Raw genomic sequence first — 22,500 nt, 5'->3', positions numbered from 1 at the left:
CGGCGTGCGAGCCGGTGAGCGCGCGTACGCGACCCTCCTCGATGAGATTCAGACGGGCGCGCTGCCCCCGGGAACCGTCCTCGGCGAGGTCGAGCAGTCGACGCGCCTCGGCGTCAGCCGCACCCCCCTGCGCGAGGCACTTCGCCGCCTGGCATCCGATGGGCTCGTCGTCCAGGCCTCACCGCGCGCCACCGTGGTCGCGGGCATCGACGCCGACGACATCCGCGACCTGTTCGAACTGCGCCAGGCCCTCGAGACGCAAGCCGCGCGCGGCGCCGCGCAGCGCGGCGATCGGCGGGCGTTCGAGGAGCTGGCCGAGCAGTTCGCCGCGGTCGATCTCGCGGATGCCGACGCGTACTACGCCCTCATCTCGCGCTTCGACGCGGCGCTCGACACCGCCGTCGACAACGCCTACCTCTCTTCGGCCCTGCGCGGCGTGCGCACCCACCTCGTGCGGGTGCGGCGCATGGCCCGCTTCAACCCCCTTCGCCTCTCGGCCTCCGCCGGGGAGCATGGATTGATCGCGCGAGCGATCGGCGCCGGCGACCCCGAACTCGCCGCCCACGCCACCCACGTGCATCTGCACAACGCCCTGACCACCATCCTCGAAGCCCTCACGGAGGACCCCTCATGACGATCACCCACCACGTGCGCGTGCACCGCAGCGACGAGAACCTCGCCCGCGAGGGACAGCTCGCCTGGGCCCTCGCCCGGGTCGCGGTCGACCCGGTGAGCGTCGACGACGATGTGGTCGACATGATCGTCAACCGCCTCATCGACAACGCCGCCGTCGCCGCGGCATCCCTCACCCGTCAGCCCGTGAGCGCGGCTCGCCAGCAGGCGCTCGATCACGCCGTCTCGATCGGCGGACCCGGTGCGACCGTGTTCGGCTGCCTGCTCGAGCGGCGCACGAGCCCCGAGTGGGCGGCCTGGGCGAACGGCGTGGCCGTGCGCGAGCTCGACTACCATGACACTTTCCTCGCGGCGGACTACTCGCACCCGGGCGACAACATCCCGCCCGTGCTCGCGGTGGCCCAGCACACCGGCCGCGACGGTGCAGCGCTCGTGCGCGCGCTCGCGACGGCCTACGAGATCCAGATCGACCTCGTGCGCGCCATCTCGCTGCACACGCACAAGATCGACCACGTCGCCCACCTGGGCCCCGCGGCGGCGGCGGGTATCGGCACCCTGCTCGACCTCGACCAGGAGACCATCTACCAGGCCATCGGCCAGGCGCTTCACACCACCACCGCGACGCGGCAGTCGCGCAAGGGCGAGATCTCCACGTGGAAGGCTCACGCCCCCGCCTTCGCGGGGAAGATGGCGATCGAGGCCGTCGACCGCGCGATGCGCGGCGAGACCAGCCCCTCGCCGATCTACGAGGGCGAGGACGGTGTCATCGCCTGGATGCTCGACGGCCCCGACGCCTCGTACGATGTGCCGCTGCCCGCAGACGGCGAGAGCAAGCGCGGCATCCTCGACTCGTACACGAAGGAGCACTCGGCCGAATACCAGGCGCAGGCGTGGATCGACCTCGCCCGTCGCCTGGGCACGGAGCGCCCGGACCTCCGCGACCCCGCGAACGTGGCATCCATCGTCCTGCACACCAGCCACCACACGCACTACGTGATCGGTTCGGGCGCGAACGACCCGCAGAAGTACGACCCCACCGCCTCGCGCGAGACGCTCGACCACTCGATCCCCTTCATCTTCGCGGTCGCGCTGCAGGATGGCGCGTGGCACCACGTCGACTCCTACGCACCCGAGCGGGCCGGCCGCGCCGACACCGTCGCCCTGTGGCACAAGGTCACCACGGCCGAGGATGCCGAGTGGACGCGTCGCTACCACTCCGAGGACCCGAACGAGAAGGCCTTCGGCGGACGCGTCGTGATCACGCTGACCGACGGGTCGACGGTGGAGGACGAGATCGCCGTCGCCGATGCCCACCCGCTCGGCGCCCGCCCGTTCGCCCGCGAGGACTACGTGCGCAAGTTCCGCATCCTGGCCGAGCCCGTGCTGCTGCCCGAGGAGATCGAGCGCTTCCTCGAGCTCGTGCAGCGCCTGCCCGAGCTGTCGGCCGCCGAGGTCATGCAGCTCTCGATCGTGGCCAAGCCCGGCGTGCTGGCCCTGGCGCCCGCGCCGAAGGGGTTGTTCTGATGCGCGGGGGCGGGTGCGCCCCCGTCCGGCCCGAGCCGCCGGTGCGGGAGCTGTCCCCGGCGAACACAACGCAGGAGATCCGGGGGGCTTTCGCCCGAATGTCGGACACTGCCCCGGCCTCGCTCGCCTTCTTCCTGCGTTGTGTCACGCAGGGAGTGTGGGCCTGATGCCGCTGCCTCGGATGCGCCCGTCGCCCGGTGACAGCCGTGACGGGAGCACAACGCAGGAGTTTTCGACGACCCGAGGCTCGACTCTCGCGGAATCTCGGCTCCCCGTAGCGGCCGTGACCGGAAAACTCCTGCGTTATGCCGCGGCACGGCGAGGCGCGGCCACGGCAGAGAGAGGAACGAACTGATGCTGTACGCCCAGACCACACCGCAGCAGAAGCGCCGCGCGCTGCGCGAGAAGCTGGCATCCGGAGAACTCGTGCGGATGCCGGGAGCCTTCAACCCGCTGTCGGCCCGGCTCATCGAGCGGAAGGGCTTCGACGGCGTCTACATCTCGGGCGCGGTCATCTCGGCCGATCTCGGCCTGCCCGACATCGGCCTGACGACGTTGACCGAGGTCGCCGGGCGGGGCCAGCAGATCGCGCGCATGACGGAGCTGCCGGCGATCATCGACGCCGACACCGGCTTCGGCGAGCCGATGAACGTCGCCCGCACGATCCAGACGCTGGAAGACGCGGGCCTCGCCGGCACGCACATCGAGGACCAGGTCAACCCGAAGCGCTGCGGCCACCTCGACGGCAAGAGCGTCGTGGATGCCGACACCGCGATCAAGCGCATCCGCGCGGCCGTCGATGCCCGCCGCGACCCCGACTTCCTCATCATGGCGCGCACCGACGTGCGCGCGGTGGAGGGACTGGATGCCGCGATCGACCGCGCCAAAGCCCTGGTCGACGCCGGCGCCGACGCGATCTTCCCCGAGGCGATGCGCGATCTCGGCGAGTTCGAGGCGATGCGCACCGCGCTGGATGTGCCGATCCTGGCGAACATGACCGAGTTCGGCAAGAGCGAGCTGTTCTCCACCGCCCAGCTACAGGATGCCGGGGTCAACCTCGTCATCTGGCCGGTGTCGCTGCTGCGACTCGCGATGGGAGCCGCCGGCCGGGGCCTCGACGCCTTGGCATCCGAGGGCCACCTCCGCGAGCAGCTCGGCGAGATGCAGCACCGCGCCGACCTCTACGACCTGATCGACTACGAGGGCTACACCCGCTTCGACGCCGACGTGTTCGACTTCACCGTCGAGCGCTGAGCCCCCCATGTCCCACTTCTCGCGGACCTCGTCCCACTTTTCGCCGGTTGGAGGGCTTCTGACCGGCGAGAAGTGGGACATGTTCCGCCGCGCTGCAGCTCTGAATCCGGCAGCATGAACACCGAGCACGACTCGAGGGAGAGACGATGACCGACATCAAGAAGGGCCTCGCCGGCGTCACGGTCGACGAGACCGCCGTCAGCAAGGTGAACCCCGAAACCAACAGCCTGCTCTACCGCGGATACCCCGTGCAGGAGCTCGCCGCCACCCAGCCGTTCGAGGCGGTGGCATACCTGCTGTGGAAGGGCGAGCTTCCGGATGCCGCACAGCTCGCCGCCCTGCGCCGCACCGAGCGCGAGCACCGCGGGCTGGCCGACGACGTCCGCGCTGCGATCGACCTGCTGCCGACCTCGGCCCACCCGATGGACGAGGTGCGCACGGCCGTGAGCGTCATCGGCGCGCGCGAGAGCGCGGGCATCGCGAACGTGATGGATGCCGTGGGCACCCCCGAACAGAACCTGGAGCGCTCCGTCCGCCTGTGGGCGCAGCTGCCCGCCGTCGTCGCCTACGGCCAGCGCCGCCGTCGGGGCCAGGAACTGATCGACCCCCGCGACGACCTGGACTACGCGGCGAACTTCCTCTGGATGACGTTCGGTGAAGAGGCCGACCCGGTGGTCGTCGACGCGTTCAATCGCTCCATGACCCTGTACGCGGAGCACTCCTTCAACGCCTCCACCTTCACCGCCCGCGTGATCGCCTCGACGCTCAGCGACCTCTACTCGGCGGTGGTGGGCGCGATCGGCGCCCTGAAGGGGCCTCTCCACGGCGGGGCGAACGAGGCCGTGCTGCACGTGTTCACCGAGATCGGTTCGGCCGAGAACGTCGGCCCGTGGCTCGACGCCGCCCTCGCCGAGAAGCGCAAGATCATGGGCTTCGGCCACCGCGTGTACAAGCGCGGCGACTCGCGCGTGCCTACGATGAAGGCCGCTCTCGACACCCTGGTGGAGCACTACGACCGCCCCGATGTCGCCGCCCTCTACGACGCGCTCGAGGCGCAGTTCGTCGAGCGCAAGGGCATTTACCCGAACCTCGACTACCCCTCGGGTCCGGCCTACGACCTGATGGGCTTCGACACCCTCACCTTCACCCCGCTCTTCGTCGCCGCGCGCGTCACGGGCTGGACGGCGCACATCCGCGAGCAGCAGGCGTCGAACGCCCTGATCCGTCCGCTGTCGGAGTACGTCGGTCCCGACGAGCGGCACGTCGAGGGGTACGTTCCAGATGCCGCCGACGTCGAGGCCCAGGAGCGCCCCGAGGAGGCGGCGGGCTGATGTCGACGCCCAGGATCGTCCTCGTCTCGGGGGCGCGCACGCCCATCGGATCATTCGGTGGTGCCCTCTCGGGCGTCGACGCCCACGAACTCGGGGCGGTCGCGGTCACCGAGGCGCTGCGCCGCGCCGGCGTCCCCGCCGCAGACGTCGACGAGGTCGTCATGGGCTGCATCGCCCAGAACGGTCCCGACGCCTACAACGCCCGGCGCGTCGCGCTCGCCGCCGGGCTCCCCACCCGCGTCCCCGCCTACACGGTGAACCGCCTCTGCGGCTCGGGTCTGCAGGCCATCTGGTCGGCCGCCCAGGAGCTGCGCTGGGGCGGCATCGACGTCGCTGTCGCGGGCGGCGACGAGAGCATGTCGCGCACGCCCTTCCTCGACTACGGCGCCCGCGGTAACAGCCGACTCGGCGACCGGACGCTCCTCGACGGCACGCTGGCGATCCTCACCGACCCGTTCAGCGGCCGGCACATGGGGACGACGGCCGAGGTCGTGGCATCCAGATACGGGGTGTCTCGCGAGCAGCAGGATGCCTTCGCCGTCGAGAGCCAGCGTCGGGCCGCGACGGATGCCGCGCGCGCGGCCTTCGCGGAGGAGATCGTGCCCGTGATCACCGGCGGGAAGCGCCCGGTCGAGGTGTCTGTCGACGAGCACCCGCGCCCGGGAACGACGATGGAGGCCCTCGCGGGTCTGCGCCCGGCGTTCGAGAAGGACGGCTCGGTCACCGCCGGAAACTCCTCGGGCATCAACGACGGCGCCGCCGCAACCGTGCTGATGCGCGAGGACGACGTGCGCGAGCGCGGCCTCACCGGCCTGGTGACCCTGGAGGCCGTGACCACCGCCGGTGTCGACCCCGAGATCATGGGCTACGCGCCGGTCCTCGCTCTGCAGCGACTCTGGGACCAGACGGGTCTGAGCCCCGCCGACATCGACGTGATCGAGCTGAACGAGGCGTTCGCCGCGCAGGCGGTGGCGGTCATCCGCGACACGGGGCTCGATCCCGAGAAGGTCAACCCGTACGGTGGCGCGATCGCCCTCGGCCATCCTGTCGGCGCAACGGGGGCGATCCTGACCGTGCGCGCCTCTCTCGACCTGCAGCGCCGCGACCTCGAGTACGCGGTCGTGACGATGTGCATCGGCGGCGGCCAGGCGCTCGCCGCGCTGCTGCGGCGGTACTGACGTCGCGTGAGGGGTCATTTTCTGTCGCTTGCGCTCGCTCCAGGTGACGAAAAATGACCCCTCACGCGACGAGGGTTCGATGCCCGCCGGGGCCGCGATACTGGGCGCATGAGCATTCATCTCCTCGGCGGCGGGCGCGACACCTCGCGCTGCGGTGACCTGTTGCGTCCGTTCGTCCGCGAAGCCCGCGCGCGTGCGGGTGGCCGCGCTCCCCTGATCGCGCTGCTGCTCGTGCTCGAGTCCTACGATGTCCCGACCCTCGAACGCTTCGTCGACGTGCTCTGTGCGGCGGGGGCGGACGCGGAGGAGATCCGCATCGAGGCGGTCATCGAGGGAGAGTTCTTCGACGACTCGGTGGTCGAGGTCGATGCGATGTTCGTCAGCGGGGGCCTCACCCCCGCGTACCTGAACGCCTTCGCGAACATTCGGGATGCCGTTCGCTCGCGCGTGGCGGAGGGGATGCCGTACGCCGGCTTCTCGGCCGGTTCGGCGGTCGCGGCGGGATCAGCGCTCGTCGGCGGGTATCGAGTGGGCGGTATCGAGGTCGTGTCAGAGGACGCGGGGGAGGAGCTCGGCGAGGTCGCCGTGCGCGACGGCCTCGGACTCGTGCCGTTCGCCGTCGACGTGCACGCCGCGCAGTGGGGGACCCTGTCGCGTCTCGTCGCCGCGATCGACGCGGGACTCGTGACCGAGGGCGTCGCGATCGACGAGCACACCGCGCTGATTGTGGATGCCGAGGGCGCAGAGACCGTGCACGGCACCGGTCAGGTGTGGAAGGCGGAGGCGGCGGCATCCGGGGTGCTGGTCCGCGTGCGGCGGGCCTGACGTCCGCGGGACTTCGACAGGCTCAGCTGTCGGAGGCGTGACGCGTCGCCCATCCGGCGAGGCCCCTGCCCGGTGAAGGGGCCTCGCCCCCTGGTCACCACCTGTGGGAGGTCCCTGAGCTTGTCGAAGGGCCGCGCCTCGCGGTCCCCATCTGTGGGAGGTCCCTGAGCTTGTCGAAGGGCCCGCGCCTCGCAGTCCTCACCCTGCGGACGGCCCTGAGCCCGTCGAGTGAACCGCCCCCGCGCGAACGGCAACGGCCCACACCCGAAGGTGAGGGCCGTTCCGGTGAGAGGCGTCAGACGCGGCGGCGACGAAGCGCGGCGGCGAGACCGCCCGCGACCACGAGGAACCCGCCCGCGAGGGCGATGCCCCACGGCAGCTCGGCGCCGGTCTTCGCCAGCGCGCCCTTGCCGTCCGCCGCGCTCGGGCTGGCCGACGGCGAAGCGCTCGGCGTGCCCGTCGGCGTCGCCGTCGGGGTGGGCGTGGCCGTCGGGGTCGGGGTGGGCGTCGGCGTCACCGTGCCCTCGTCGACCGGGCTCGAGCCGAGCAGGTACGCGCGGCCGAGCGGTGACGGAGCGACCGTCCCCTTCTCGGTGAAGTAGTCCACGGTCGCCTGCAGGTCGATCTGCCCCGAATCGGCTCTGCCCGTGCCCTGCGCGAAGGTGGTGAAGTTGTCACCGCCCGCGGCGAGGAACGAGTTGGTCACCACGCGGTACGACGCGGCAGGGTCGACCGCGACGCCGTTCAGGGCGATCGACGAGATGCGCGATCCCGTGGCGGCGTTGGGGTCGTACGCGAAGGTGAAGCCCTTCGAGACGCCCAGCGCGAGCACCGGTCGCGAGGCGGTCGCGGGCTGCCACTGCTGCTCCAGCACGCTCTTCAGTTGCGCTCCGGTGAGCGAGACCGTCACGAGCGTGTTGCCGAAGGGCTGCACGTTCGCGGCCTCGCGGTAGGAGACCGAGCCGTTGTCGGTGCCGTAGAGCAGATCGGCGCGAAGGCCGCCGGGGTTCATGAACGCGATCTGCGCGTCCTGCCCGTTGAACGAGGGGTTCTCGCTCGTGGCCCACAGGTAGACGTCGGCGACGGTGTTGCCGAGCGTGGAGTACGAACCGCGGTCTTCGCCGCCCGAGGCGTTCTTGGCACGGGTGATGTCGGTCGTGATCTTGCCGACCTCGACCTGGCCCTTCACATCGGCGGTGGCTTTCGCCTTCGCCACGATCTCGGCCGTCGCCGCCTGCGGGTAGGCGATGTACTGGCCCACCGTGCTGTCGTACAGCGAGCGCACCCCGGGCGTGATCGAGACGAGGTCGCCGGCGGCATCCAGGTCGACGTCGAGCGTGCCGAGGTTGGTGCCGTACTGCCCGGCCTGGATGACCGGGCGACCGCCGATGGTGCACGCGTACTTCTGGTGCGTGTGCGCCGAGACGATCGCGTCGACGTCGCCCGACACACCCCGGACGAGGTCGCCGTAGTCTCCGGACTCGACCGCGATCTTCGTGCAGTCGGTGCCCTCCGAGCCCTCGTGGGCGAGCAGAACGACGATGTCGGCGCCGGCGGCGCGGGCGTTCTTCGCCTCGCGGTTGGCCGCTTCGACCTGGTCGCCGAACTCGATCTCGGTGATCTTCGACGGGTCGACCATGCCGGCCGTCTGGCGTGTGACCGTACCGACGAAGGCGACCTTGGTGCCGTTGACGTCCTTGATCGTGTAGGGCTTGAGGGCGGGGGTCTTGGTGCCCTTCTCGTACACGTTCGCTCCGAGCGCGAAGTCGCTGAAGGCGTCGGCCTTCGGGTCGTTCTCGTAGCCGGGGATCACTCGCGTGGTGAGGTCGGCGAAGCCGCGGTCGAACTCGTGGTTGCCCACGGCGCTGACGTCGAGGGTCGCGGCGCGCAGCGCGTCGATGGTGGGGTTGTCCTCGTCGATGAACGACTCGAACGCGCTCGCGCCGATGTTGTCACCGGCCGAGACGAAGAGCGTGTCCGGATTCTGCTGGCGGTACTTCTCCGCCGCTCCCGCGACCACCGCCGCGCCCGCGACGCCGCCGGTCTCCTGCAACAGGCGGCCGTGGAAGTCGTTGATGGTGAGGATCTGCAGATCGGGCGTCTTCGGCTGCGTCGGGCGCACCTCGAAGACCGTGGTGGTGCCCGAGACCTCATTGCCCGTGATCAGCAGCGGCACGCCGGTGGGCGAGCGCAGCGACGAGACGAAAGTGATGCCCTCGGGTCCGAGGTCGCCGGCCGCAGCGGTCTTCACATCGGCCGACGCGTCGCGGTTGTTCACGTACGTGACGTAGGCGGGCTTCTTCGGGTCGGTGATGTCGTAGACCATCACACCGCCCGCGCGCTCGAGGCCGATGAAGGCGTAGGGACGCCCGTCGACCACGCCGACGGTGACGTTCTCGGGCTCCGGGCCTTTGTCGTCGCTGCGGTCGTCGACGGTGTTGTTGTCGTTCGAGACGTTGAACAGCTGAGGAGCGACCTCCTTCAGCTTCTGCTCGAACTGGTCGCCCGAGTCGAAGACGAGGGTTCCCTTGGTGTCCCAGATCGAGAACGAGCGCGCGCCGTAGGCGTAGAGCTCGCTGTAGCAGCCGTCGGCGGTGAGGCCGAGGTCGGTCACGACCTTCAGGCGGCCGAGATCGGTGTCGGCGGCGCGGCCGGCGAGAGGCGAGGTCGCGCAGACGGGCGCGAGTCCGTCGGCGCCGAGGTCCTTCACGCGGGCCTCATCGGTGAAGGTCCCCCATTCGCGTCCGTCGCCCTCGTTGGCGGTGACGAGGTAGGTGGCGGCCTTGCCGTCGACGCTCGCCGAGTACGAGGCGACGCCGTCGGGCATGTACAGGCCCTTCAGACCCGGCACGGTGCGGATGTTCGCGCCGTCCTTGTCGCTGGGGTCGAGTCCGACGGCGCCCCAGTCCTTGTAGCCCAGGGGCAGGATGCCGGTGACCTCCGCCTTCGCGAGGTCCACCGTCGCGAGGGCGTTCGCCTCCTGCAGGGTGACATAGGCCACGGTCCCGTCGACCGTGATGTACTCCGGCTCGAGGTTGCGCGAGACGCGGTTGCTCGAGAGGGTGGTCGGGTCTTGACCTGGGGCTGCGACGTCGGGCCCGAAGACGCGGACCTTCGCGTCGAGGGTCTTGGTGCCGCCCGCCTCGAACGCGCCGAAGCCGGCGGTCTTGACCGCGCTCTGCGCGGGTGCCGCGACGCTCGTGCTCAGGGCGACCACGCTGACCGAGCCCTCGGGGTCGACGACGAAGTCTTTGTCCGGTTCGCCTTCGTTGGCGACGACGGCGTAGGCGCCGTCTTTCGAGAACGTCACCATGTCGGGAAGGGCGCCCACGGTGACCTCGCCGAGCGCGGCGCTCGCGGCATCCGTCTTGCCGGCGTCGAAGAACACGAGGTGGCCGGGGTCGGTCTTGGTCTGCGCCTCGAAGGCGATGACGCCGAGACCGTCGTCGCGCACGGCGACGGAGTTGGCGACACCGGTCGAGGCGATGTCGAAGAGCGGGACGGGCTTCGTGGGGTCGCTGTTGTCGAGCACCGAGACGGTGCCGGCCTCGGCGTTGACGACGAAGAGGCGGTCGCGCCAGGCCTGCACGATCTCGGCGGCCGATTTCTTGTAGACGCCGGTGTCGTACGAGCCCACGGGCGTGACGGCGAGGGCCGCGCCCGGGGCGCTGTTCGAGACGGGCTGGGGGACGATCGCGGCGGATGCCGCGGTGGCGCTGGACAGGGCGAGCGCGCACACCGCCGCGGTCGTCGCGGTGAACGCGGCGGCGCGGCGCAGGAAGGTCGAAGGCATGGCTGTGTCCTCGGATTCGGGTGGGGATGCGATCGGCGCGGGGTGGCGCGATCCTGTGGATCCTGCCTGGACGGCGTGACACGCGGGTGAACGGGGGGGGAACGGGGCGCCGGCTCGCCCCGTTCCCCGGTCGTTGCGAGGGGTCGCGGTCCCGGCGCGGCATCCGCGTCGTCCCGGGCTCCGGTCGCTCGAGAAACCCTTTCGCGTGGAAGAGGCGCCTCGTCGCAGCGTTCCCCGCACGGCAGGGCGTTTTCGGTGCTCGCGTCGCGTGAGGTGTGTTCGCTACCCCTATCAATTACTAGGACGTCCAGGTAATCTGGAGTTCGCGACGACGCCGTCGCCCTCACGAAGGAGAGCCGCATGGACGCCACCCCTGCCCCCGCGCTCGACGCCCCGTCCGCCGCGACCCTGTCGGCCGACGAGCGCGCCGCCATCCTCGACGCCGTGCGCGACTTCGCCGCGACCGAGCTCGCCCCGCACACCCTCGAATGGGATGCCGAGAAGCACTTCCCCCGCGACGTCCTCCGTCGCGCGGGCGAACTGGGTCTCGGCGGCGTCTACGTCAACGACGACGTCGGCGGCGCCGGGCTGACGCGGGCCGACGCGGTCGCCGTCTTCGAGGAGCTCGCCTACGGTGACCCCACCGTGGCCGCGTACATCACGATCCACAACATGGTGGCGTGGATGATCGACGCTTACGGCACCGAGGCGCAGCGCCGGACGTGGCTCCCGGGACTCGTCGCCATGGACGACCTCGGCGCGTACTGCCTGACCGAGCCCGGCGCGGGGTCGGATGCCGCGGCCATCACCACGTCGGCGATCCGCCACGGCGACACGTACGTGCTCACGGGCGTGAAGCAGTTCATCTCGGGTGCCGGCGAGGCATCCGTCTACGTCGTCATGGCCCGCACGGGCGAGCCGGGGGCGCGCGGGATCAGCGCGTTCCTCGTCCCCTCCGACGCCGAGGGACTGTCGTTCGGACCCCTCGAGAAGAAGATGGGCTGGAACGCGCAGCCGACCCGGGCGGTCGTGCTCGACGAGGTGCGGGTGCCGGCCGAGAACCTGCTCGGTGGCGAGGGACGCGGCTTCTCGATCGCCATGACCGCCCTCAACGGCGGGCGGCTCAACATCGCCACGTGCTCGCTCGGGGGAGCCCGCTGGGCTCTCGAGCGCGCCGTCGCGTACGTGCACGAACGCTTCACCTTCGGCGAGGCGCTCGCCGAGAAGCAGTCCGTCGTCTTCGCCGTGGCGGACATGGCCACCGAGCTCGAGGCCGCGCGGCTGCTCGTGCGGGACGCGGCTCTGGCCCTCGACGTCGGGGCTCCCGACACCGCGACCCGCTGCGCGATGGCCAAGCGCTTCGCGACCGACGTCGGCTTCCGCGTCGCGAACGAGTCGCTGCAGCTGCACGGCGGGTACGGCTACCTGCAGGATTACGGCATCGAGAAGGTCGTGCGCGATCTGCGGGTGCACCAGATCCTCGAGGGCACGAACGAGATCATGCGACTGATCGTCGGTCGGAGTGTTCTGGCGGCGTGAGCGGGTTCGGGGCGGGTTTCGCGCTTCGGGGCGGACGCTTTCCGCCCCGAACGGCCGATAGCGCCCCGAACCGGCCGGGTCCGCGATCAGTGCGGGGGCCGCGGCGGGACCGGTGGGAACCCCCTCGATCGATGTCGGGGGTGCGTGCGAGCATGCGGGGGCGGGAATGTCCGCACCGACGACCACATCCGAGACGACGGGAGTCACCATGACCGACCAGGATGCCGAGTATCAGACCATCCGCGTCGACCGGCGCGGCCGCGTCGGGTGGATCACGCTCGACCGGCCCGAGGCGCTGAACGCGCTCGACACGCAGACCATGCGCGAGGTGGTCGCGGCAGCCGAGACCTTCGACGCCGACCGGGGTGTCGGTGCCATCGTCGTCACGGGCAGTGAGAAGGCGTTCGCCGCCGGCGCCGACATCAAAGAGATGGAGCAGATGTCGGGTCTCGACATGACGTTGACCGACCATTTCGGCCCCTGGGTGCGCTTCGCCGCGGTGCGTACTCCGGTGATCGCGGCCGTCTCCGGGTACGCGCTCGGGGGTGGATGCGAGCTGGCGCTCATGTGCGACGTGATCCTCGCGTCCGACCGCGCGAAATTCGGGCAGCCCGAGGTGCAGCTGGGCGTCATCCCCGGCATGGGGGGCACGCAGCGCCTCGTTCGCGCGCTCGGGTACTACAAGGCCGCGGAGCTCGTGCTGACCGGTCGCATGATCGACGCCACCGAGGCCGAACGTGCCGGGCTCGTGTCGCGCGTGGTCCCGGCCGCCGAGCTGCTCGAGGAGGCCGAGTCCGTCGCGCGCACGATCGCCGAGAAGCCCTTGCCGGCCCTGTACGCGGCGAAGGCCGCGCTCGACGTGGCGCTGGAGTCGACCCTCGCCGAGGGCGTGCGTTTCGAACGGCAGGCTTTCTCTTCTCTCTTCGACACCGCCGACCAGAAAGAGGGGATGGCGGCGTTCCGCGAGAAGCGGGCACCGTCGTTCACGCACCGATGAGCGGCGCCGTGCGGTGGCATCTCGTGGCGGGCGGCGACGCCCGACGCGTGACGCTGCCGTGCGGGTGGGGCCGCGCTCCCGGCAGCGCTCGGCGGGCGGCACGGCTGAGCGGGTCTCCCCGCGCCCCCGGCGGCGGCAGCGCTCGACGGGCGGCGCGGCTGAGCGGGTCGAGCCGCGTGTCGGCGGGTGGAAGGGCTCGGCGGGGTCAGAGCGGGTCGGGCACGGGCGCGGGATCGGCGAAGTCGCCCGCTCCCTTGCGGAACCGCGCGATGATCCGCACGAGCGCCGTCGCGTCGACGTCATCCAGCCCCAGGTCGGCGAACACCGTGTTCAGCGCGTCGGTGGCCTCGTCGACGCGTCGCCGCCCGGAGTCGCTCAGCACGAGCAACGCAGCCCGGCCGTCGGTGGGGTGCGGTTCGCGAGAGATCAGGCCATCACGGGTCAGGCGGTCGACGGTGTTCGTGACGCTCGTCGGATGCACCTGCAGCCGCGCGATGGCGCTGGCCATCGGCATCCGGCCCTCGCGGGTGAACGCCAGCAACCGAAGCATCTCGAAGCGCGAGAACGTCAGGTCGAAGGGGCGCAACGCCCGGTCGATGGATGCCATGAGCAGCTGGTGCGCCCGGATCACCGACGTCACGACGGTCATGCCGTCGGCGGCGGAGTCCCACCCGTGCGCCAGCCACTGTCGTTTGGCCTCGGCGATCGGGTCGACCGGCAGTCGTCGCGTCATCGTTCCCCCTCCCGTTTCACGGTACCGCTCGCGCGCGTCCCGCGCGGGGTGGTGGCGCGCGCTGCGCGAGGACCCCGTCCGGCCGTCGACAGGCCCGTCGATCGAGCGGTCCCGGCCGCCGCGGACCCGGAAGCGGTGGCGGCGTTCACGCGAGCCGCTGCACCTGCCGAACCAACGGCGCCGCACCGACGCGGTACGAGACGCCCACCCCTCTCGTCGCGGCGGCGGGGCCGTGGCATCCCCATTCCTCTCCGCGCCGCGGCGGCGGCGCCCCGGCATCCTCCCCCGAAGAAGGTGACGCGTCGATGAAGATCGTGGTCCTGATCAAAGAAGTGCCCGACACGTGGGGTGAGCGCCGTCTCGACCTCGAGACCGGGCTGTCCGACCGCTCCGGCGCGTCACCGGTGCTCGACGAGATCGACGAACGCGCCGTCGAGGCTGCCCTCGCCTACGCCGACGCGCACCCCGGCACCGAGGTCGAGGTCGTGGCGATGGCGCCCGCGTCGTCGACGGCGACGATCCGCAAAGCGCTCGCGATGGGCGCGACCTCGGCCCTCCACATCGTCGACGACGCCCTGCGCGGGGCCGACCTGCTGCTGACGGCCGAGGTCCTGGCGGCTGCGGTCAAGCGTGCGGGATTCGACGTCGTCATCGCGGGCAACCTCTCCACCGACGGCGGCGGGGGAGTGATCCCGGCGATGGTGGCCGAGGTGCTCGGCATCCCGCAGCTCACCGGACTGTCCGCTCTCGAACTGTCCGACAGCGCGGTGTCCGGTGACCGCGTGAGCGACGCGGGCACGATGCGGGTGACCGGCGACCTTCCCGCCGTCGTCTCGATCTCCGAGGCGCTGCCCGAGGGGCGGTTCACGACGTTCAAGGGGATCATGGCGGCGAAGAAGAAGCCGTACGAGACCATGGATGCCGCTGCCCTGGGCATCGAGCCCGACGATCCCACTGTCGCCCGCTACATCATGCTGTCGGTCGCCGAACGGCCCCCACGGGCGGCGGGCACGAAGATCGTCGACGAGGGCGACGCCGGCGAGAAGCTCGCCGCGTTCCTCCTGGCCGAGGGGGTGCTCTGATGGGCGTCGCGCTCGTCCTGATCGAGGTGCTGCCGAGCGGCGCGCTCGCGGCGACGGCCCCGGGCCTGTTGGCCGCCGCGGCGCGCGTGGGCGAACCGGTCGCGGTGATCGTCGGCCCCGCCGACGCGCTTTCCGGGGCCGCCGCCGAGGCAGCGGGTCTCGGCGCCGTCCGAGTGTTGACGACCGAGACGGTGCCCGATGCCCTGACGATCCCCGTCGTCGATGCGCTCGCCGCGGCCGTCGACCGGGAGCGTCCCGACCTGGTGCTCGCCTCGAACGCCGTCGAATCGCGCGACGCGCTCGCCCGTCTGGCCGCGCGCCGTCGGCTGCCGCTCGCCACCGACGTCGTGGGGGTCGACCGCGACGAGCTCGGCGTGGTGGCGCACCACTCCGTCCTCGGCGGGGCGTTCACCGTCGACGGCGCTCCCACCTTCGGCACCCTCCTGGCCACCCTGCGTCCGGGAGCGGTCGATGCGCGTCTGGAGTCACGGCCCCTGGTCGTCGACAGCCTCGAGGTCGTGGCATCCGAGGTCCGGGCTGCGCGCATCGACGGCTTCTCCGAAACCGTCGCGCCCTCGTCGCGTCCCGAACTGCGGGGCGCAGCCGCGGTCGTCGCGGGTGGGCGGGGCGTCGGCTCGCGCGAGGACTTCGCCCTCGTCGAGCAGCTCGCCGATGTGCTGGGCGCTGCGGTGGGAGCGTCTCGTGCGGCGGTCGACGCCGGGTACGTGCCGGCCGCCGCGCAGGTGGGGCAGACCGGGGTGTCGGTGTCGCCGCGCCTGTACGTCGCGCTCGGCATATCGGGGGCGATCCAGCACCGCGCGGGCATGCAGACGGCGGGCATCATCGTCGCAATCGACAAGAATCCCGACGCGCCGATATTCGACATCGCCGATTTCGGTATCGTCGGAGATCTGTTCACCGTTGTCCCGCAACTCATCAGCGCGCTCGAGGCCCACAAGAACTAGATGGCGTCCACACCCCGCACCCCGCGTCGCGGGCTGCCGCGCGTCCCCGGCGGGGAGCCCTGGCCGCCCGCGGCCTCCGACGCGCCCGGGGCCTCCGACGTGCCCGGGGCCTCTGACGCGCCCGGGGCTTCTGGCGTGGCCGGGGCTGCCGACGCGCCCGGGGCCTCTGACGTGCCCGGGGTTGTCGAGGTGCCCGGGGCCTCCGACGTGCCCGGGGCTTCTCGCGTGCCCGGGGTTGTCGACCGGTCCGGGGTTGTCGACGCGGACGCGTTCGACGGCCCGTCGGTGGCTGCTGGAACGCCCCTCAGCGCGGGCTCCGACGCGAGTGGCCGCGAGGCGGCGCCGAGCTCGGCACGGTCTTCGCAGAATGGCGCGGATCTCGCAGATATCGCGCGGGATGCTGCGAGCATCGGGCCCTTCTCCGAGGATGCGCCGGGGGATGCCACGGACTCGACCCCGCTGCTCGGCGCCGCGCCGCATCCGGTCGACGGTTCGCACCCGGGTCCCGCCCCCCATCTGGTCGCCGCGCGCGGCACCGACGCCGCTCCCACGGTGACGTCGGTGCGCCGTGGTCTGCCGCGCGAGCCGGGCGGTGAGCCGTGGCCGCCGGCGCCCTCGGCCGTCGCGGCTCCGGTCTCCGGTGTGCAGGCGCGGGCTGCCGCGTCCTCGGCCGTCGCGGATTCAGACGACGGCGACCGGACGGAGGGATCCGCTGATTCTGTTGCGGTGACGGCCGCGCGCGGTGACGCGGATGCTCCGGCGCCCGGCCCCGTTGCCGCGGAGGGCCCCGGCCACCCGGACGTCGACCACCCCCGCCGCGGCCTCCCACGCGAGGTCGGCGGTGAGCCCTGGCCGCCTGCGCCCGAGTCCAGAGCCGTTTCCCCCCGCCCGGCCGCGGCCGTCGATGCTCCGGCGCTCGGGGGTGCGGCCGCCGCCGCTTCGGCGCTCGGGGGTGCGGCATCCGGTTCGTCTCGCGCCGTCGGCGCTCCGGCGCCCGGGGGTGCGGCATCCGGTTCGTCTGGTGTCGTCGATGCTTCGGCGCCTGGGGGTGCGGCATCCGGCTCCGAACCGACCTCGGCTGATCCTCTGGCCGGGGCATCCACTTCCCTGGGGGAGGCGTCTCCGACCGCGCCGATCGAGGCGGCACGGTCCGAACCCGCGTCTGAGCACGTTTCCACCGCCCCGCGCGCGCCGCTGACGGTGCGGCGGACCGTGTGGCCGGGGGCCGCGGCCTCCGCCGCGCGTCCCGCGAGGACGGACCCGAAGCGCATCGGCCCCTACACCCCGCTGCAGTGGCTCGGCTCCACCGCGGTGCTCGGCGTCTTCGCCCTCGCTCTCGCGGGCATCACGGTGCTGGTGGCGCGGTTCCTTCTCGCGCTCGGCCCGGGTCAGGAGTTCCTCGCCGCCTACCCGGGCGAGTACCACCTGCCCGATTCCGCGCCGGTCGGCATCCCCGCGTGGCTCAATTGGTCGCACTTCCTCAACAGTTTCTTCCTGCTGTTCATCATCCGCACGGGGTGGCAGGTGCGGACCGAGAAGCGTCCCGCGGCCTTCTGGTCGCCGCGCAAGAACAAGCGTCGACGTATCAGCCTGACCCTGTGGTTCCACCAGGCGATCGACATCCTCTGGATCGCCAACGGCGTGATCTTCGTCGTGCTGCTGTTTGTCACGGGGCAGTGGATGCGGATCGTGCCGACCTCCTGGGAGGTCTTCCCCAACGCGCTGTCGGCGGCGCTGCAGTACGTCTCGCTCGACTGGCCCACCGAGAACGGGTGGGTGAACTACAACAGCCTGCAGCAACTGTCGTACTTCGCCATCACCTTCCTGGCCGCCCCCCTCGCCATCGTGAGCGGCGTGCGACTGTCGGGCGTGTGGCCCAAGGATGCCGAGAGGCTCAACCGGCTGTACCCGGTCGAGTGGGCGCGGAAGGTGCACTTCCCGGTCATGCTGTTCTTCGTCGCGTTCATCGTCGTGCACGTCGCGCTCGTGCTCGCGACCGGCGCCCTGCGCAACCTGAACCACATGTACGCCGCCCGCGGCTCGGTCGACCCCGCCGCCTTCACCAGCGACCCGACCGGTCTGCTGATCTTCGCGGCATCCCTGCTGGTGATGGCCGTCGGCTGGGCGGCCGCGCGTCCCCGCGTGCTCGTGCCGATCGCCCGCCTCTTCGGCGACGTCAAGCAGCGCTGACCCGCCCGCCGGCCCGCGTCCGGCTCGGCCCGGCTCACGGGGTGGGTGCCGAGACCGTACGCGATCGCCGAGGACGCACGTGTTTGTCGACGAACGGGTGCGTCTTCGGCGATTGGCTGCGGTTTCGCCGGGGCCGGCCCGCGCCCCGCGCCGCCCGCCGCCGCCGGCCGCGCTCGGGCACTGCGCGGGTGGGGGTGCCGAGACCGCACGCGATCGCCGAGGACGCACGTGTTTGTCGACGAACGGGTGCGTCTTCGACGATCGACTGCGGTCTCGCCATGGCCGCCCCTCGCCCGTCCCCGCTGTCGCCCCGGTCCGCGCCGCCCGCCGCTCGCCGCCGCCGCGAGGTACCGCCGACCAGCGCCCGCGCCCGCGCCTGCCGTCGGCCCGCGCCCGCCGCCTGCCGCCGCGCGGTCGGCCCTCAGACGCGGCGACGTGCCTGCAGGCCGGCGGTGATCAGCTCGAGGCCGAAGGCGAAGTCGTCGCTCGCAAGCCCCGCCGCGCCGATGTCGGCGACGCCGTCTTCGCCCGCATCGTGGAGCGCCGCCCCCGCACTCTCTTCGCGCACTCCGACGCTGTCGTAGTGCAGGCGCTGCTGCTCGTGCCAGACGAAGCCGAGCACGTAGTGCAGCACCGTCGTCGCGCTGCGGCGCGCGGTGTCGGCGTCGAATCCGTCCGCCGCGACCGCGGCTGTCAGCCGGTCGTGCGCGAGAGAGGAGCCGAGGCCGAGAGCGAGGGTGCTCGACACCACTTCGGCGCTGTCGCGGTACGTCAGGAGCGCCTCGCGCAGCGCGCCGGCCTCGGTCCGAAGGTCCACCGCGGTACCGGATGCCATGCGCGAGACGATCCGGTCCGACAGCTCAGCGAGCAGCGTCTGCTTGTTGGGGAAGTGCCAGTACAGCGCGCTGGGCTGCACCTCGAGGGCCGTCGCGAGGCGTCGCATCGTGAGGTCGGGGAGGCCGTGATCGTCGAGGATCCGCAGGGCGGTGCGGGCGACGTCGTCGGCGGAGTGTCCACGAGGAGCCATGGTGTGAGTATAGTGAACGGCGTTCAGGTGAACAGTGTTCAGGAAGGACCGTCATGCGCACAGCCGACGCCACCGATCTCGCCCGCATCGCCGTCTTCGCCGCGCTCATCGCGGTCCTCGGGCTCCCCGGCAGTTTCCCCGTGTTCGGCGGAGTGCCGATCACGGCGCAGACCCTCGGCGTCATGCTGGCCGGAGCGGTCCTCGGCCCCTGGTTCGGTGCGCTGTCGGTCACCGTGCTGCTCGCGCTGGCGGCGGTGGGACTGCCGGTCCTCGCCGGCGGCCGAGGGGGGATCGGCGTCTTCCTCGGACCCACCGCGGGTTACGCCCTGGGCTGGATTCTCGGGGCTGTCGTGATCGGGCTCATCGTGCACGCGGGCGGACGTCGTCCCGTCGTCTGGCGCACCGCGCTGGCGATGCTGGCCGGCGGGATCGGTGCGATCTACGCTCTCGGCATCCCGGTCCAGAGTCTCGTCACGCGTCTGCCGCTCGCCGAGACGGCTCTCACCAGCCTCGTCTTCGTGCCCGGTGATCTGCTGAAGGCGGCGGTCGCCACGCTCGTCGTGACGACCCTCGTCAGGGCGTATCCGCGCGGTTTTCGTCGTGAGTGGCGCGCACCCGCCACGGGGCGGCGGTTGGCCGAGGTCGCGGTCGACGCGTGATCCGGTGTGCGGGCGTCGGTGCACGCCTGGGGCAGCGCGAGGTGCTCCGGGGCGTCACCCTCGACCTGGACGCGCGCACGATCGCGGTCATCGGCGACAACGGCTCGGGCAAGTCGACCTTCGCTCGACTGGTGGCCGGCCTCGTCCGCCCGTCGTCCGGCGACCTGCGGGTGCTCGGACTCGACCCGCAGCGGGATGCCGCTGAGCTCCGCCGCCGCGTGGCGCTCGTGCTGAGCAACCCCGACGCTCAGATCGTCATGCCGACCGTCGCCGACGACGTCGCCCTGTCGCTGAGAGCGGAGCGTCTGCCGCGCGAGGTGCGCGATCGCCGCGTCGCCGCCGCGCTCGGACGCCTCGGGCTCGGGGAACTCGCCGACCGTCCCTCGCACGATCTCTCGGGCGGGCAGAAGCAGCTCCTCGCGCTGTGCGGCGCCTTCGTCCGCGCGCCGCACCTGGTGGTCGCCGACGAACCCACCGCGTACCTCGATGCGCGCAACGCCCGCCTCGTCGCCGACCACCTCCTCGCCGACACCGGACACGCGCTGCTCGTCGTCACCCACGACCTCGCTCTGGCGCGGCGCTGCGAGGGGGCCGTGCTCTTCGCCGAGGGGCGGGTCGCGGCATCCGGAGCCTCCGACGAGGTCGTCGATGCCTATGCGGAGGCCGTGGCGTGTTGAGCCTGTACCGCCCCGGCGGCGGGTGGATGTACCGGATGCCGGCGGGCCCGAAGCTCGCGTGCCTGGCCCTCGTGGCGCTGGTCCTCGCGGCGCTGCCGTCGACGTGGGCGACAGTGCCCGTCGCGGTGGGCGCGTCGATCGTTCTGTACGCGGGGAGCAGTATGGGCGTGCTCGCCGGGGTCCGACACTACGGATGCCACGCCTGGGCGCTCCGCTGGGTCATCGTCGTCACGGCGGTCGGGCAGCTGCTGTTCCTCGGTGCGGAGGCCGCCGCCGCCAACACGGCGAGGGTCGCCGCCGCTCTGCTCGTGGCGGCACTCGTTCCGCTGACGACCCCCGTCGCGGCGATGCTCGACGCCCTCGAGCGCGGTCTGCAGCCGTTGCGTCGGGTCGGTGCCGATCCGGAGCGCATCGCGCTGCTGTGGACGATCGCCCTGACCACGATCCCGGTGCTGTCGAAGCTGGCCGCCGATGTTCGCGATGCCCAGCGCGCGCGGGGCCTGCGGCCCTCCCTCGCGCGCGGCGCGCTGCCGTTCCTGGTGGTGACCCTGCGTCACGCCGACGACCTCGGCGACGCCCTCGACGCCCGCGGCATCCGCTGATTCGATCGGTCGCGGGGCTTGCGGGGCCGAAGGGGCGGGACGTCGAGAACCGGTAGGGCGCGAATCATGAACGTGTCGAAGTGCGGCACGGCGAACGCGGCATAACCGTGCTCGGGTTATCCGCTTGAGGACGCTTCATCCGAAATGGATGAAACGACGTAAAGCAGATAACGCGTCAGCCGCGCGCCGCACGCCCCGCCGCGAAACCGTCCGCGTACGCCTCGTCGGCCCCCTGGCGGAACATGTCCCGCTCGGGGTCGCGCACGATGGATCGGGCCCCGGGCAGGTCGAGGTCGCCGACCAGGTCTCCGCGGCCGCGCACGATCGCGACGGGGCGGCACGACGCCTTGCCCTTGACGAGGTCGGTCGCGGCGGCGAGCTCGTCGGCCACGCACGGCAGGGTCACCACGAGGGGTCGGCCCTCGGCATCCGTCGTTCCGCGGAGATCCTCGAAGACGTGGATGCCGGCCGCCCCGATCGCGTGGTCGGTCTGGCCCTCGCGCCACGCGCGCCCGAGCGTGTCGGTGATGAGCACGCCGACGCGGGCGACGGCGCGCAGCCCCTCGGCGAGACGCCGCGCCGACGCGTCGGGGTCGACGGGCAGCAACAGGACGGTGCCTTCGGGGGTGTTGCTCGCGTCCACACCGGCCGCGGCCGAAACGATGCCGAGCGGGTTCTCGACGATGCGCGTGACGTGCCCGGTGGGGGAGGTGCGCGATGCCACCAGGCGCACGGTCTCGCGCGTGATGGCATCCTCACGGTCGGACGCCCGGATGATGCGGCCCTCGGCCTTCGAGACGATCTTGCTGGTGACGACGACGATGTCGCCGTCCCGCAGGGGATCGGTCGACGCGTCGAGGATCACCCCGACCAGGTCGTCCCCCGGGGTGATCTCACGGATGCCGTCGACGGCCCAGACCTGCAGCACGTCAGCGGACGAATCGGACCTCGGTGAGCTCTTCGCCGAGGAAGGGCTCCGTGTGCGAGGCGCCATCGAGCGCGAAACCGTTGCGCACGTAGAAGCGGTGGGCGCGCGGGTTGTCGTCGGCGACCCAGAGGTACAGGCCCTCCCCGTCTTCAACCGCGGCGTCGAACAGCTGCTGGCCGATGCCGGTGCCGTGGTGCGCGTCGAGCAGGTAGATGAAGTACAGCTCGCGCTCGCGCGGAGCGTCGTCGTCGCGGGCGGGGCCCGAGCCGACGAAGCCGACGATCTCGCCGTCGACGAGCGCGGCGTGCATGCGGTAGTCGTCGCCCTGGGAGGCCCAGTGGGTCCACAGCTCGGCCATGCGTCGGGGGGAGACGGCCTCGAGGGCCGCCTTGCTGATCAGGTGGTCGTACGTCTCGTGCCAGCAGGTGGCGTGCACGCGGCCCAGGGCCTCGGCATCCACGTCGCGCACCGGACGGACGACGATGTCGGTTCGGATTTCCGCAGTCATGGCGCGACTCTACGCGCGGGATCCGTTCGGGTGAAATCCGTCGCGGGGTCCCCGG

At 71.7% G+C, this 22,500-nt stretch carries 19 protein-coding genes; 14 read left to right on the top strand and 5 right to left on the bottom strand.

The genetic code is table 11. The features are described from left to right. Window positions 1-4 precede the first annotated feature (4 nt). The 6 genes from MT347_RS11450 (at window position 5) to MT347_RS11425 (ending at window position 6,745) form a co-directional block, all read left to right on the top strand. Window positions 5-634, top strand: coding sequence for a GntR family transcriptional regulator (locus tag MT347_RS11450; RefSeq protein ID WP_243501235.1), 630 nt, complete (start codon window positions 5-7; stop codon window positions 632-634). Continuing rightward, window positions 631-2,157: an MmgE/PrpD family protein gene (locus MT347_RS11445; RefSeq protein ID WP_243501233.1), complete on the top strand. Its 1,527-nt coding sequence runs from the start codon at window positions 631-633 to the stop codon at window positions 2,155-2,157. The genes MT347_RS11450 and MT347_RS11445 overlap by 4 nt, the downstream gene beginning before the upstream one ends. 354 nt (window positions 2,158-2,511) lie before the next feature. After that, entirely contained in the window at window positions 2,512-3,411 is a 900-nt protein-coding gene (gene prpB / locus MT347_RS11440; protein ID WP_191925394.1) for a methylisocitrate lyase, read from the top strand. A 146-nt stretch (window positions 3,412-3,557) separates the two neighbouring features. Further along, a complete protein-coding gene (locus tag MT347_RS11435) occupies window positions 3,558-4,742 on the top strand; it encodes a bifunctional 2-methylcitrate synthase/citrate synthase (protein ID WP_243501230.1) in 1,185 nt (394 codons plus the stop codon). Then, window positions 4,742-5,920, top strand: a complete 1,179-nt coding sequence (locus tag MT347_RS11430; RefSeq protein ID WP_243501228.1) for a thiolase family protein — start codon at window positions 4,742-4,744, stop codon at window positions 5,918-5,920. Before MT347_RS11435 ends, MT347_RS11430 begins: the two co-directional genes overlap by 1 nt. A gap of 108 nt (window positions 5,921-6,028) precedes the next feature. Further along, window positions 6,029-6,745, top strand: coding sequence for a Type 1 glutamine amidotransferase-like domain-containing protein (locus MT347_RS11425; protein ID WP_243501226.1), 717 nt, complete (start codon window positions 6,029-6,031; stop codon window positions 6,743-6,745). 295 nt (window positions 6,746-7,040) lie between these two features. On the opposite strand, the gene MT347_RS11420 is transcribed toward MT347_RS11425, so the two are convergent. After that, window positions 7,041-10,538 carry a choice-of-anchor I family protein gene (locus MT347_RS11420; protein ID WP_243501224.1) on the bottom strand — a complete coding sequence of 1,166 codons (3,498 nt, stop codon included), beginning with the start codon at window positions 10,536-10,538 and terminating at the stop codon, window positions 7,041-7,043. Between the two features lie 360 nt (window positions 10,539-10,898). On the opposite strand from MT347_RS11420, the gene MT347_RS11415 reads away from it, so the two are divergent. Both MT347_RS11415 and MT347_RS11410 read left to right on the top strand, forming a co-directional pair. Continuing rightward, window positions 10,899-12,077, top strand: a complete 1,179-nt coding sequence (locus tag MT347_RS11415; protein WP_243501222.1) for an acyl-CoA dehydrogenase family protein — start codon at window positions 10,899-10,901, stop codon at window positions 12,075-12,077. 208 nt (window positions 12,078-12,285) lie between these two features. Continuing rightward, window positions 12,286-13,074: an enoyl-CoA hydratase-related protein gene (locus MT347_RS11410; protein WP_243501220.1), complete on the top strand. Its 789-nt coding sequence runs from the start codon at window positions 12,286-12,288 to the stop codon at window positions 13,072-13,074. A 205-nt stretch (window positions 13,075-13,279) separates the two neighbouring features. Here MT347_RS11410 and MT347_RS11405 read toward each other — a convergent pair whose 3' ends face one another. Continuing rightward, complete coding sequence (locus MT347_RS11405; RefSeq protein ID WP_243501218.1) at window positions 13,280-13,807, bottom strand: MarR family winged helix-turn-helix transcriptional regulator; 528 nt, start codon at window positions 13,805-13,807, stop codon at window positions 13,280-13,282. 305 nt (window positions 13,808-14,112) lie between these two features. Here MT347_RS11405 and MT347_RS11400 point away from each other — a divergent pair, with 305 nt between their 5' ends. From MT347_RS11400 to MT347_RS11390, 3 genes are all read left to right on the top strand, one after another. Further along, window positions 14,113-14,889, top strand: a complete 777-nt coding sequence (locus MT347_RS11400) for an electron transfer flavoprotein subunit beta/FixA family protein (protein WP_243501216.1) — start codon at window positions 14,113-14,115, stop codon at window positions 14,887-14,889. After that, window positions 14,889-15,854 carry an electron transfer flavoprotein subunit alpha/FixB family protein gene (locus MT347_RS11395; RefSeq protein ID WP_243501214.1) on the top strand — a complete coding sequence of 322 codons (966 nt, stop codon included), beginning with the start codon at window positions 14,889-14,891 and terminating at the stop codon, window positions 15,852-15,854. The genes MT347_RS11400 and MT347_RS11395 overlap by 1 nt, the downstream gene beginning before the upstream one ends. A gap of 225 nt (window positions 15,855-16,079) precedes the next feature. Next, window positions 16,080-18,044 (top strand): cytochrome b/b6 domain-containing protein, encoded by a 1,965-nt coding sequence (locus tag MT347_RS11390; RefSeq protein ID WP_243501211.1) that lies wholly within the window; start codon window positions 16,080-16,082, stop codon window positions 18,042-18,044. A gap of 421 nt (window positions 18,045-18,465) precedes the next feature. On the opposite strand, the gene MT347_RS11385 is transcribed toward MT347_RS11390, so the two are convergent. Beyond that, window positions 18,466-19,071, bottom strand: coding sequence for a TetR/AcrR family transcriptional regulator C-terminal domain-containing protein (locus MT347_RS11385; protein WP_243501210.1), 606 nt, complete (start codon window positions 19,069-19,071; stop codon window positions 18,466-18,468). Between the two features lie 53 nt (window positions 19,072-19,124). Here MT347_RS11385 and MT347_RS11380 point away from each other — a divergent pair, with 53 nt between their 5' ends. The 3 genes from MT347_RS11380 to MT347_RS11370 are packed head-to-tail and all read left to right on the top strand — an operon-like array spanning window position 19,125 to window position 21,009. Beyond that, window positions 19,125-19,730 carry a biotin transporter BioY gene (locus MT347_RS11380; RefSeq protein WP_243501208.1) on the top strand — a complete coding sequence of 202 codons (606 nt, stop codon included), beginning with the start codon at window positions 19,125-19,127 and terminating at the stop codon, window positions 19,728-19,730. After that, the gene (locus tag MT347_RS11375) at window positions 19,727-20,407 is read left to right on the top strand and encodes an energy-coupling factor ABC transporter ATP-binding protein (protein ID WP_243501206.1); all 681 of its coding nucleotides are present in this window, start codon (window positions 19,727-19,729) and stop codon (window positions 20,405-20,407) included. The genes MT347_RS11380 and MT347_RS11375 overlap by 4 nt, the downstream gene beginning before the upstream one ends. After that, window positions 20,401-21,009 (top strand): CbiQ family ECF transporter T component, encoded by a 609-nt coding sequence (locus MT347_RS11370; RefSeq protein WP_243501204.1) that lies wholly within the window; start codon window positions 20,401-20,403, stop codon window positions 21,007-21,009. Before MT347_RS11375 ends, MT347_RS11370 begins: the two co-directional genes overlap by 7 nt. Window positions 21,010-21,184: 175 nt before the next feature. Here the strand turns inward: MT347_RS11370 and cofE are convergent, their stop codons facing one another. Then, the gene (gene cofE, locus MT347_RS11365) at window positions 21,185-21,937 is read right to left on the bottom strand and encodes a coenzyme F420-0:L-glutamate ligase (RefSeq protein ID WP_243501202.1); all 753 of its coding nucleotides are present in this window, start codon (window positions 21,935-21,937) and stop codon (window positions 21,185-21,187) included. Between the two features lies 1 nt (window position 21,938). Next, a complete protein-coding gene (locus MT347_RS11360) occupies window positions 21,939-22,445 on the bottom strand; it encodes a GNAT family N-acetyltransferase (protein ID WP_243501200.1) in 507 nt (168 codons plus the stop codon). Window positions 22,446-22,500 lie beyond the last annotated feature (55 nt).

This window comes from Microbacterium sp. VKM Ac-2923 (assembly GCF_022815605.1).
Classification (GTDB): domain Bacteria; phylum Actinomycetota; class Actinomycetes; order Actinomycetales; family Microbacteriaceae; genus Microbacterium.
Note: the sequence above shows the minus strand (reverse complement) of the source record. Positions and strands in the feature narration are given on the sequence as shown.